Source organism: Pseudomonadota bacterium (genome assembly GCA_018823135.1).
In the GTDB taxonomy this organism is placed as follows: domain Bacteria; phylum Desulfobacterota; class Desulfobulbia; order Desulfobulbales; family CALZHT01; genus JAHJJF01.
The window spans coordinates 71386-83458 of the sequence record JAHJJF010000016.1 but is presented as its reverse complement, the minus strand read 5'-3'; the positions used below and the strand labels follow the sequence as shown (position 1 = coordinate 83458).

9 protein-coding genes and 1 pseudogene are annotated in these 12073 nt (G+C 49.6%); 3 read left to right on the top strand and 7 right to left on the bottom strand.

Annotated elements, in window-relative coordinates:
* Window positions 1-1461: hypothetical protein (locus KKE17_01430; protein ID MBU1708642.1), on the bottom strand; the 1461-nt coding region annotated here is incomplete at its 3' end.
* A gap of 301 nt (window positions 1462-1762) precedes the next feature.
* Between KKE17_01430 and KKE17_01425 the strand changes: the two genes are divergently transcribed.
* Entirely contained in the window at window positions 1763-2113 is a 351-nt protein-coding gene (locus tag KKE17_01425; protein MBU1708641.1) for a hypothetical protein, read from the top strand.
* Between the two features lie 79 nt (window positions 2114-2192).
* On the opposite strand, the gene KKE17_01420 is transcribed toward KKE17_01425, so the two are convergent.
* From KKE17_01420 to KKE17_01410, 3 genes are all read right to left on the bottom strand, one after another.
* Entirely contained in the window at window positions 2193-2579 is a 387-nt protein-coding gene (locus tag KKE17_01420; protein MBU1708640.1) for a hypothetical protein, read from the bottom strand.
* A gap of 82 nt (window positions 2580-2661) precedes the next feature.
* Window positions 2662-3234: a flavin reductase family protein gene (locus KKE17_01415; GenBank protein MBU1708639.1), complete on the bottom strand. Its 573-nt coding sequence runs from the start codon at window positions 3232-3234 to the stop codon at window positions 2662-2664.
* A gap of 22 nt (window positions 3235-3256) precedes the next feature.
* Window positions 3257-3868, bottom strand: coding sequence for an arylesterase (locus KKE17_01410; GenBank protein MBU1708638.1), 612 nt, complete (start codon window positions 3866-3868; stop codon window positions 3257-3259).
* Between the two features lie 106 nt (window positions 3869-3974).
* Here KKE17_01410 and KKE17_01405 point away from each other — a divergent pair, with 106 nt between their 5' ends.
* The gene (locus KKE17_01405) at window positions 3975-5117 is read left to right on the top strand and encodes a M20/M25/M40 family metallo-hydrolase (protein ID MBU1708637.1); all 1143 of its coding nucleotides are present in this window, start codon (window positions 3975-3977) and stop codon (window positions 5115-5117) included.
* 143 nt (window positions 5118-5260) lie between these two features.
* Window positions 5261-5575 (top strand): cupin, encoded by a 315-nt coding sequence (locus tag KKE17_01400; protein MBU1708636.1) that lies wholly within the window; start codon window positions 5261-5263, stop codon window positions 5573-5575.
* Between the two features lie 396 nt (window positions 5576-5971).
* Here the strand turns inward: KKE17_01400 and KKE17_01395 are convergent.
* The 3 genes and pseudogenes from KKE17_01395 to KKE17_01385 form a co-directional block, all read right to left on the bottom strand.
* A pseudogene (locus KKE17_01395) lies at window positions 5972-7611 on the bottom strand (putative DNA binding domain-containing protein).
* A 220-nt stretch (window positions 7612-7831) separates the two neighbouring features.
* The gene (locus KKE17_01390; GenBank protein MBU1708635.1) at window positions 7832-11197 is read right to left on the bottom strand and encodes a DEAD/DEAH box helicase; all 3366 of its coding nucleotides are present in this window, start codon (window positions 11195-11197) and stop codon (window positions 7832-7834) included.
* Window positions 11194-12021 carry a DUF1837 domain-containing protein gene (locus KKE17_01385; GenBank protein ID MBU1708634.1) on the bottom strand — a complete coding sequence of 276 codons (828 nt, stop codon included), beginning with the start codon at window positions 12019-12021 and terminating at the stop codon, window positions 11194-11196. Before KKE17_01385 ends, KKE17_01390 begins: the two co-directional genes overlap by 4 nt.
* Window positions 12022-12073: the final 52 nt, after the last annotated feature.

Genomic DNA, 12073 nt, shown 5'->3' with positions numbered 1-12073 from the left:
GAGCCTTGTTTCATCAGGCAATTGCACCTCATTAATGATATGGTCATCGGCGCCCATGGCAATGCCTTTATCATACCAACTCCTGGCCTCATCACCTTTTCCGAAATGCGAATAGGCACCGGCCAGCTTGATTGCGGCATTCCCTCCAGCCGAATATTTATTTTCATCGGCGAACTCCGCGAGAATAGCCAGGTTCTCCGGGGTGACCGGCATACGGCTCAATTGACTGAGGAGGATCATTCTTGCCAGATAGGTATTGGGCGCAAGCCGTTTTAACTGGTCAAGAATTGCCGCACCATCCCACAATGTTTGATAAATTTTAAAAACTCCTTCCTCTGCAGCATAGTTAAACACCGATCCCTCAGGGCGCGCATTGATGTAGTCCTCAAGAAGTTTAATATTCTCCCTGGTCGCAGCTATTGTATTAACGGTTGTAAAGCCATAGACCTCTGCCTGCATCGGCCACTCTTGCACGACAAAGTCATTGCCTGCATGCTTATCATTAAAAACAATGACGGTTGCACTTTCCAGCGATTGTTCCGCCAGGTGCGCAGCGGCGGCCAGGCTTTCCTTGCCCAGATCATATTTTGCATCCGCCTGACGATAGCAGACAAAGGCCAAAAGGCTGACCGCGGCAAACAATACCATGGGAAAAACCAGCCAGCGCTTTCGATACGAGATGTCCTTCTTCGACGGAGCCAAAGCAACAATAAACCCGGCGATGATCATTGAAACAACCGCCGTCATCCCCACAAGAAAGGTCTTGAAGTATGTGTATCCCAGCGAGGATGTCTCCTTTGATTGATCAAGCACTTCACTGATCAGGAGGAAGTATTTTTCAAATGAAATTTCAAAAAAATACACAACCAGCGTCATTGCAATGCCGAAAACACCGCCCAGCAGAAGGCATTCCCCCGGGTTTGCCGAGTAATCCCTGCCGCCCTGCTTCCATGAGGACAAGTCCCCCAGCCAGCCCGTTTCTCCAAAAACATACCATGCCAGACCATAGAACAACCCGTTGACAAGGCAGAGTGCCGATAATGAAAAATGCAGCTCGTCCGTTGAAAAAACTGCAAGATACGATGTACCCGGTCCGGGCCTGATTCCCAGCTGCGAAAACAGGAAGTCCACCGCAATGAGTATAAGGATGGCAGACACAATTTTAGCGATGCTCAACCCTTTTCGTTGATGTTTTTTGACGATCTGCGGATTTAAAAAGATCGCCGCAAAACCCAGCGCCGTAATCCCAAGCAGGCCGGCAATGATCAGCGTCGCAGTCATAGTTGCCTGCAGCGACTGAGCAATGGTTGCCATCTTTTCAAAATCCTGCTGTTCAGTGACACTGAGAAGAGCTTGTCCATGGGTCGGCATGGAAATACTCATCAAAATGGCTGTTACCGCATACCCGGATATGGCGCCTGCCGCAGCCAGGAGAGTGATAAAAATAAATTCCCTTTTCACGCTTACCCCTTCGGGTTGCTTCCAATCCCTGTTTTATCTCGCCGATACCATGCGCAATATTTCAAGCAAACACAAAAAGCTACCGACACGACCTTGTTGCTTTTAATGAAACCTGTTTCCCCTGACTCAATTCTTGCCGCCCTTGACAGCAACTCCTCTTTTCTGCAACAATTGGGATGCATTCTTGACCATAACTTTTAATATGACTCTTAAGAATTCTCAGCTGTTTTATGCGCCCACGCTGAAAATAGTTTAGAACCCCTTTTTCATTAATTTATAAATACTTGGAGTAGATGCAGCTATGAGCGAATTTAAAAATGAATGGGACCAGGACATGGCCATGGAGGTCCTGAAAAATCCTTCTGTTGACAGCGATCTCTGGTCGGAAGCGGTAACCTGGCTCCTGCTCCATGGCCCCGAGGATATAAAGGAAAAGCTTCTTGAGGCATCCGGACATGCGACCCGAAATTGCTATCCGGAACTCAAACCAACCGGGTACACCGAGGACGGCACCCCCTGTTATAACACCGCGCAGCTCGCTGAAACGCTGGGAATCACCGAAGAAACGGTTATTGAAAAAATCGCTGAACTGGAGAGCGAACACGAAAGGAGTTATCTCCTGAACCCCGATGAAGCCATTAAGCTCCAATGACTGACGGGCATTTCGAAAGGCGGATACTTAATTACCCCCTGTCCCGATTAACCGGTCGTTATCGGAATACGCATCCGCCTCAAGCTTTGGGAGTCTCGTTGCCTTCAAGCCGCGCCGTTTCCAGGTCGAGCCTCTTGCCGATAAAATAAGCGTGAACCAGGGAAACCGCCCAGCAACCGACGATCAGTGCCAGACTGAGACGCTCCAGCGGTGAATTGCCGATCCTGGACGACTGGGCGCTGAGTTTGACGATTTTTTCGATATCAATGGTTCCCTGCCCAAGGTCCGGACCCAGTTGCTCCAGGATATACGGGATTCTCTGCAGCGCGCTGTACATAATGCCCCCCACGCCCAGCAGGGCACCGGTTATGTATGCTGCGCCGCTTAGCAATCGCCCGAGTCTTAACTGCCCTGCCCCCGGAAAAACCAGCCCGGACCAGAATAACCCTTGATATGCCTTTTTCATATTCCCTCTTATACAAACGAAATTGATACTCCCTGCGGCAGGAAAGCAAAACCTTTGAGCCGCGCAGGGCCTGAATGGGAACTCAATCCATAAGTTCTTTGCCTATGGAAAATGCCTGTCCCAGGTGTTTGCCGATTCCGTGATATGCCCTTTCAGGCGCTGCAAAAAGAAATGGCTTCAGCTTTTCAATGGAAGGGAGGCCCTTTTCGCCGATTACCTCCTGATCAACCTTGATATCGATAATTTCTCCGATAAATTGCGTATGCAAGCCAATCTCAATAGTATGGATCAGCTTGCATTCAATAATCATTGGAAATTCATCTATATAGGGGGCGTCAACCAGTTCGCTCGGCACTGGAGTCAATCCGGTTCTGGCAAACTTGTCTTCTTTGGCACCGGTTGCAATCCCGAAATAATCCACCTCTTTTACATATTTTTCTGAAGGAACATTAATCGTAAAGGCCTTGCGCTCTACGATATTGCCGTAAGAGTAGGTAGCCTTGCGAAGTGATACCGAAACCGCCGGCGGACTTGAACAGCAGATGCCGCCCCAGGCCGCGGTCATTACATTGGCCTTTCCCTCTTTATCATAGGTTGCAACACAGAGTATCGGGTTCGGATACAGAATTGATTTGGCTCCCAGAGACTGTTTCATCTTTGTTCTCCTTAATACGTTTCTATATATACTTATTTATGGAATCATAAAATCGTTGGGCCACCTTGGTGTAGCCTGCGGCATTCGGGTGAATCCTGTCACTCATGAGCTCGGGCTTGTTCTTGATGCCGCCAAGAATGTCAGGGATGAAAACCGCGCCTGTCTCCTTGCATAATTTTTCATAGCCATCAGCATACCCCCGGTCCAGAAAGGCGAACCTGATACCGCCGACCACCACCAGTACTCGCTGATTTTGAATGGTTTCAATTATGGTTTTCAGTCGAGCAAAAGCGGTATCTTTTGCCACTCCCTGCAGGAGGTCGTTGCCGCCAAGGGTTATGAGGACAACCCCCGGTGATTTGGAAAGCACATCCTGCTCAAGCCTGGCAAGGGCAGTTTCGGTGGTGTCCCCGGGAATGCCGGCGTTAACCACCTCTCTTCCAAGCAATTGCGCCAGCTGGGACGGATAATCAAGGCCCTTGGCAGCGCCGGTCCCAAAGGTCAGGCTGTCACCGAAACAGATAATGGTATCTCCCACCGGTTCGACATTTTTTATCTCCCAGCCGGAAAAAAAAGCCCGGTAGCCGGAAATGGCAACACCGATAAGAATAAGAAAAATTATGGTTTTTTTCATACGGGTTCCATTAGTATGGTTAAATGTGCTACATAAAAAAAATACGCCAAAAGCCCCGGGCTTACAACAAGACATTTCATAAACAACAAAAATAGCGGTGACAAACATGCTAATCAATCCTGAACGCCTTGCGGATATTTTCGTGCAATTATGTGAAACCGACAGCCCTTCTACTCAGGAAGGCCCGGTCCTGACCTTTTTAAAAAACATCTTTTCCGGACTTGGCCCCACTGAAATATACGAAGACGGCTCTGCAGCGCAAACCGGCGCCGAATGCGGCAACCTGATTGTCCGTTTTGATGGCGGCTGCAGCCAATACCCGCCGGTTCTGTTCAATTGTCACATGGATACGGTCAAGCCCGGCAAGGGCGTCAGGGTAATACGTGATGGCTCGCGTTTCAGCAGCGCCGGCGATACCGTGCTCGGCGGAGACGATAAGTCAGGTATCGCCATTCTCATCGAAGCGATACGAGTTATCCAGGAAAAAAACCTTGACCACGGTTGCGTGGAATTCGTTTTCACAACCTGTGAGGAAACAGGTCTGCTGGGCGCCAAGGCCCTGGATCATACAAAACTGCGGGCCAGGATCGGCTACGCCCTTGATATGGATTGTGTTGATCAGGTGATCATCAATGCCCCAACCGCCAATAAAATTTCTGTGGAGATAACCGGAAAAGCGGCCCACGCCGGACTCAATCCGGAACAGGGGATTAACGCGATTCAGATCGCCGCCCAGGCAATTGCATCAATGAAACTCGGCCGTCTTGATCATGAAAGTACTGCAAATTTCGGGATTATTGCAGGGGGTGAAGCAACCAATATAGTCCCGCCCCTTGTCCGCCTTGAAGGTGAGGCGCGGAGCCATTCCGAAGAAAAACTTATGAGATATACCGCTGCCATTGAAAATGCCTTTCAGGCCGCGGTTGATGGCTGGAAGGACCCTGCTGGCAAGGTCGACGGCAAACCCTCTGTAAAAATTACCGTAACCCGGGAATATCCCGTATTACAACTGTCACCTGAAAGCAAGGTCATCAAAAGGGTGCGGAAGGCGGCCTCGGCGATAAACAGAACCATCACCCCGGTCAGCACCGGCGGCGGCAGTGACGCCAACATCTTGAACGGCTACGGCATTGAAACGGCAATCATCGGCACCGGCATGAAAAAAGTCCACACCACGGATGAATATATCGACCTTGAGGATATGGTGCGCACCGCCGAGCTTGTGGTTGGAATTATCACCGCCCCTTAAAATTTCTCAGTCATACCGCCTCGCCGACTTTCCAACGACAATCTTTTTTTCTCAACTTGACATGGATCAAGGATTTCCTTTGCAAACTCCGCTTATAATGGGAGCATATAAAAAAACTACAAAAGCCTCAAGGAGGTCCATCCATGAAAAAAACATCCCTTTCCGAAACCGCTGTTTTTGAAGACAGCGGCATCAAAAAATTCCTGGTACACGACTCGCCCTGGTTCAAGATAATCAATTTCAACATCAAGGCAGGCAAGACGTTTCCGATCCACTCCCATAATCTTGAAGGACAGCTGAGCATGCTGATCCTTGAAGGTACCGGCGAATTCCTTGGAAAAGATTCGGCAATGCCTGCCAACCCAGGGGACATCCTGATCTCGGACATCAGTGAACCCCACGGCGCCCGGGCCATCACCGACCTGCGGATCCTGGTGACTATTGCGCCGCCGATCTGAGAGGAAAAATAAAAACAGTATACAGGTCGAAAGCAGACCGATGTCCAGGGCACGAACAATGTTTGCAGATTAAGCTGCAGCAGCTTCACAGGATAGATATACTTTTTGCCGATGGGATTTTTGGGGTTTCGCGGAAGCTGTTGCAGGAATTCTCACCATTGATCTGCCCAGACAGACTAACAACCCTCCCTGCCGGATCTTTCTTTTTATCTACTCCCGGGCGTGATATAGAAATCAGAGGGCGGGCCCGGAACTCGGCTATCTGCTTTACTCTATCAAGCAGAAAAGGCCTATTGCTTTCAATAGAAAATGCTATTATTTCAAAATGTTAAAAAGGTTTTCCTATTGCTGCTATCACACAACCATCTTATATTCAGCCATTTTTGTTCGATAGAATTATTCCTCTGCACCCGAATACCTCCTCCAACGCTTCTCACCTGTTATCACAACCCTCCCTTCGACAGACAGGGCTTCCAAGGCGCGTTTGACGCGATGACGGTCTAGCTCCGGAGCGGTGCGGGAATGTATATCACTGATGGCTGATCCAGGGTACCTGCGAATATCTTCCACAATAAGAGCTTTCAATCTGTGGGGCTCTATCAGGCTGAGTGTCGTAGCGCTGGAAAAATCCAACTCGCGAAGCAGTCCAGGGTCAACAAAGTAACGAGTTGCCTGTGTTTTTCCTTTTTGCTTAACTACCCCAAAATTCTGTAACCGCCCCATCCAGCTTGACAATCCTGCAATATCACCAAGCTCAAGCTGCCCAGCCAATTCACGGGCTGTAAGGCTGTCATGCTGAGCCAACAATCCGAGAGTGATCCGTTCGCGCTGATTCAGCTGCCATGCCTGGTCGGCTTTTGAGATAAACTCGATAATTTCAGGCTTCAATACCCTTTTACGAACAACCACCTCGACTCGATCCGGACCTTCACGCAGTTCCGGCACCGGCCGGGCCTGGGAAAGAAGCACTTCGTACATCCGGTCAAAACCGCTTCCCTCCCTTTCCATGAGCTTCAGGTCGTGAAATACCCTGGCCAGATGTTCATTGCGCCGCACCGTTGTATGCAGAATATTACGGGGTGTGACCCCTAGCGGAAGCAATCCCGGATTAACCACTTCCAGAGCATCCACACGAAGGTTCAAAAAAATATCGCCCCTCTGTGTATAGGGGCGATGCACCAAGGCATTGACCAGCAGTTCTCGGACAACCACTTCATCATAGACAGGGAGAGTGGTCCGGAAAAGACCGGACGGTAATTCATATTGTTCACGAAAATCCGGGATATTCTGCCACACCGCCTCGATCAATTCCATGGGTGAAAGACTGTGATCATCCCACACCAGCTTGTTGACCCTTTGGGCGCGCTCATCGTATTTCAGAAACTGTACAACAGGGGCAGTACCGAGCATTGCCCGCTCCTGCCTTCGGCCAACGCACAGAATACCAAGATTTGTGAGCAAATCGTCAGCCGCCAGCATGTAATGCTCCAGGAGTTCCTGCTCGTTTTTTCCTTCACGGATGACTTCACTCGATCAGATGCCCGGATGCCAGCGACAAAGGAAGCAAGCTTTCCAGAATCAACGCGACTCTGACTTATTCGAAGTGTTGTCAATGTCTCCCAGGGTTGGGAACTCCGCTCATCAAGCAGACGTTGAATATCATTGCCGATGAGCGGCTTGCAGTCATCGGCAATCCGCATGTAATAGCGCCCGTCAGTGGTCGAAGCAGGGGCATGCGCCCTGGCAATACGAAGCTCAAGACATTGTGAACCTTTGTCGGCATAGAGCACCTCCAGAGCTATCGTCACGTTAACGGTCAACTCGCCAACACGCTTGACGATCTTTTCCAAAAGTTTGGGCGGAAGAATCTGGCCTTCGGGTGGTTCTCCTTTCCCGTCTTCGATACCAATGATGATCCGGCCACCCCTGGCATTGGCAAAACAGACACAATCTTTGGCCAGCTCGCCCCAGTCGGCTGTTTTGCCTGTAACGGTACGTAATGATTTATGTTCGGTATGCTGATCTTCAGTTATCATTTCAATACCCCCCCTTAAACGAATGCATATTCGTCAGTCAATCTTCAACTCCTCGATCGAGCCGTTGCAGCCGCTTCACCGGAAAATGCTCTGTTTTCCTGATGGGATTTTTGGGGTTTCGCGGAAGCTGTTGCAGGAATTCTCACCATTGATTCGCCCAGACAGACTAACAATCCTCCCTGCAGGAATAAAAAACTCAGGAAAATGTCTCAGGAATTTCCTACACCATACTTAAACAATCAATGCGGGGGTCTCGGCACTGTTGAACCCAAACGTCTCCATCTCGAGCGAAGTTGAAACGCGGGTCGTTTACAAAATTACCGAAGGGCAATTGTTCGGTCGCTCTGACTTCAACCTTAAACCGAGCATCGGTCGAACATAGAACAATGGAGCTGCCCGGCGACAGTTGCCGCGCATGTAGAGTTTCCACCTCAATGGGTGCTTCCAACCGGAATCTTGCACACTGTGGAGGTGGAACCGCCTTACTCCCATGCTCTGCCGAAAGAAGATGAAGCCATTCAAGAGTCGACGCTGAAACCGAAGCTGAAAGTGCTTTCACTGTGGTAGGATCCAACAAAGCCGTTCGAATCCTCGAGACACTTGCAGCGGGATCTTTTACAAAGCTGCTCAACTCAACGGCCGCTGCGCGGGATCGCACTCCTGCCAAGAAGACTTTGGCAGCAGCTTCTGTTGGTAAACCGAGTTCCACGAGAAGGCCCACCTTGGCAAGAGTTTCAACCCTATTCTCTTCGGCCAGCTTGTTGAGTTTCTGGGCAATCGCGTGGAAAAGCCAAGGAAGCTGGTAGCCATAAAGGCCGGTGCAAATACCCGTGGCATCATCTCCACAAGTTTCGACGATCATTCTCAATGAGCCCCCACCGAGCCATTGAGGGCGAATTTTGTCCAACTGCTCCTGTTCAGGCATCCCTTCGACAATGACCTTCGCATGTTGACGAGCCCAAGCCTCAAACTCCATGACCAACAAGCCTATTGCGTCGGCGTCAGTTCCAGAGGCTAAACAGCGATCCACCATTTCGCGAAATATATCCAACTGATTGAATGCCAAAATACCGACCGACAAGGGAAGACCTGAGGAAATAACGGCTCGCCGCGCCTCGGACGAAGGAACCTTCCGTTGCACACCTGCAGCTCGAGCCTTCAAGAAGTTTATCAATTGATCATCATGGGCAGGTTCCCGCCTGGCTCTCTCTTGAATGGCCGCAAGTGAATCTCGAAATGCATCATCCACCCAGTCGACATTTAGCTCGAGGGCGTCACCCTTGTATGCGACATGCAACGCCAACAATTGATCGTCAATCCAGTCCATAACTCCTTCCACGTTCACTCTCTCTTCGCCGCATCGATCAAAGCTGTCGTTCGCTGCCATCTCCAATAGGATCGCGAATGGAATCCCAGCATCAGCGGCAATTTTGAGCATATACTGTACCACCTGAAGTATACCGCTCTCCACCTGATCTAGATGAACGATATCAAAATAGTTTGTAGCAGTTGCCTCATCGTTTCGAACGTTCCAAGCGCTACGGGTTCCGTCAATTGCGAACAGAATCTTGCCTTCACCATCTACAAACGCTCTGCCAGCACGTCCGCAAATATTCCAAAAATCACGTTTACTGATCTGCAAGTTAGCACCGATGAAAGTTGTAGCAACGATAACGGAGGAGATACCTATGTTCACTCCTTGTCCCAGCGTCGTAGTTGCGACAATTATCCTTGGAGGATGCTTTGCCATAAGCTTTTCTAAGGCAATCCGAACCTGTGGAGGTAGTTTATTGCTGTGGCACACGACTCCCAGACGTGCTGCTGAGATTTCCAACGAATTATCGCCAAGCTCTTCTCTGCAAACTGCATCAAGAAGCCGCCATTCTGTATCAGGCCACTCGTGAACCGGTGCTTCAGGACCGAGAGAAAGCATCACCGCTCGTACCATTGACGGCACCCACTGAGCTTGTCCAGCGAAGATCAAAACAGGACCAAGTGTTGCAAGTCGAGTGGCTGTTGCCGCAACGGCCTCCGTTTTGTTCATAGGAAAGACGCGTGATTTAATTGTTCCTTTGGGTGTCACATGAGGCACCTTCTTGAACTCGATAAAATGTGGATTAAAACTACGTTCCTCCCCTAACCATTCAATTGTGACACCTGTTTTTCTCCATTGAAGAATTCCTCGTCTCTCGGCTGATGGCTTCCAACTCGATTTCACCAAAGCATCAGGGGTTCCACCGACCCAAGCTGCCAAGTCCTCGGCGTTTGGTAGGACAGCCGAAAGTAACAGTATTCTTGCGCCACGTACGCGAGCCAAAAGGCGTAAGTGTTCGAGGAACATTTCGTTTCGAACATTCCGTTCATTTTCCCCTAGAAGATGGCCTTCATCGATTACAACAAGTTTTACTTGCTCCAAAAGTTCAGGTGAAGCCCGCAGCATAGCTTTGGTTTTTTCGGGGGTGGCGATGGTGATATGGCCCTCATTAAACAGCTCACGATCCACACCACTGAAACGTGACCCACCATAAAGGTGCGAAACGGAATATCCCAATGGTGCCAGGGTCTTGCTGAAGGTTCTCTCCAATTCGAATGCGAGCGACCGGAACGGTGCGAGATATAGAACCTTTGCGGTTGGATCAGCCCGTAGTGTGTGGAGGATCGCCAGTTCTGCGACTCTGGTTTTTCCTGCGCTGGTTCGGAGGTTGATTACACCACCTAGATTCTGCGGATTTAGAGCAAGCTGTAAAGCTACTGTCTGAGACGGCCACAACTCAATCACTGGTGGCTTTTGGAAAGCAAGGAGCTTCACATAACTGTCCACCTGTGCCTTGCCATCCGGCTCAAAGAAAGGTGGCAGTACAGTCCACAAAGACCCGCTAGCATAGTCCTTGAGCATCAACCGCAACAGACGAGCAAGCCACCAAAAGGCCGGATGTGAAGCTCCTTCGCTGATTGTCATTGCGTCACAAAGGGTCGTATCCGCAATCGCGAGAATTTCGGCTTGGCCGGAGATAGCGTGTTCCGTCGCTATTGATAATGAGCGAGCCACACATATTGTTATAGCCCAATCGTCGAACTGATTTTTTTCGTAAAAGACCGGAACTGGAGCAAGCAATACCTCATTTAATTTGTCGATTAGGTGTGTTCTATCCTTCCGTAAAAATGAAGCAATGATTCCAGCCGAAGGCGTGATCGCTTCTATGTTTTTGATTAGTACAAATGCCCTAGAGTATTGGCCGCAAGCATAGAAAGCCATAGCACCAATTAGACAGTGCATCGCACTTGCTTGATTGGTCGCAATCTCTGTGCTGTGTGCCGATTCAAGTATATCTGCGGCGGCCTGCAACTCCACATGGCCTTCGGCTGTTGCATTCCGTTCAACCAGGCTGCAACCGGCGGCCAATAGCCCATAAGCAATAAACGTGACCCGATCATCAAGGTCTGATTCAAAATTTGGGAAGTTTGCGGGGTCTTCGCGTACCTCTCTTAAGACCTGCTTGGCCTTAGATTGTGCTACGATATTTTGGATTCTCCTTGTGCGCATTGACTCCAGCATAATCTGAGCGTTCTGGACGGAGAGACTCATACGTATTCACCAACCCTGGCATAGGATGCAGTCACAATCCCCTCGGGGTCTGATAACCCGAGCGATATTACAGCAAGACGGTGCACATTTAATTTAGCGTTCCTCTCCATGTGACGATGAGCATCCCTTGTGCTTACGAGTAAGCCAACATAATCCAATTGTAGGCGTCCCTGAGCAAACAGGACATTGCAAGCCATGACCTTCGCACCCAACTCGTCGTTCCCTGAATCAAATAAGCGATCAGCAACAAACTGCAGAGATGCAGGTATATTAGCAGAGTGGGATCTAACCAGTGCGTCAACAAGCTCCTCAACTACAGCTTTTGAAGGAGTCGATCTAAACTTAGCTTCACCGACTAAAACACGAACAGGGTTAGAATCAAGATCAAATGCAAGTACATCGTCCCCCTTCATTGACTGATCCACGTTAGGGTTGTAACGAAGACGATACACTGGCACATTAACAGCACATGATGCGGAAACATATTCAGCGAGCAATATCTCTGCCCAGTTTCCTTTCTGTGTGCTCAAGTTAATAGGGAAGCGCTGGACAGGGTCGATAAGACCCTGTCTCGCCAAAGCTTCACAACGCATTCTATCTCGCTCGATGGCTTCGGGGCTAAGGTGGTGATTCACGATCCATTGCGCCATTGCGGCAGAGAACTCCGCAGGTTGCAAATGTTCATCTTGGAGCACTCTATGCGGAACATCGTTCTCAGTGTTTTGATCCGTGGCAGTTAGATGAATGCCACAAGGGTGCGGTGGAAGTGGGTGGGGACCGAGAGGGAATATAGTCTTCTTGCCACCAGTCTTAATTTTTGTCATTCAATTCATTCTCACATCATGTGCCAAAATTTGTGGTTCGCATGAGTGCCCA

What these genes read in the sequence shown, in the direction of transcription:
- KKE17_01415 (MBU1708639.1), bottom strand. Translation starts at nt 3,234, where the DNA reads ATGAAACAGTCTCTGGGAGCCAAATCAATTCTGTATCCGAACCCGATA.
- KKE17_01425 (MBU1708641.1), top strand. Translation starts at nt 1,763, where the DNA reads ATGAGCGAATTTAAAAATGAATGGGACCAGGACATGGCCATGGAGGTC.
- KKE17_01405 (MBU1708637.1), top strand. Translation starts at nt 3,975, where the DNA reads ATGCTAATCAATCCTGAACGCCTTGCGGATATTTTCGTGCAATTATGT.
- KKE17_01390 (MBU1708635.1), bottom strand. Translation starts at nt 11,197, where the DNA reads ATGAGTCTCTCCGTCCAGAACGCTCAGATTATGCTGGAGTCAATGCGC.
- KKE17_01400 (MBU1708636.1), top strand. Translation starts at nt 5,261, where the DNA reads ATGAAAAAAACATCCCTTTCCGAAACCGCTGTTTTTGAAGACAGCGGC.
- KKE17_01410 (MBU1708638.1), bottom strand. Translation starts at nt 3,868, where the DNA reads ATGAAAAAAACCATAATTTTTCTTATTCTTATCGGTGTTGCCATTTCC.
- KKE17_01420 (MBU1708640.1), bottom strand. Translation starts at nt 2,579, where the DNA reads ATGAAAAAGGCATATCAAGGGTTATTCTGGTCCGGGCTGGTTTTTCCG.
- KKE17_01385 (MBU1708634.1), bottom strand. Translation starts at nt 12,021, where the DNA reads ATGACAAAAATTAAGACTGGTGGCAAGAAGACTATATTCCCTCTCGGT.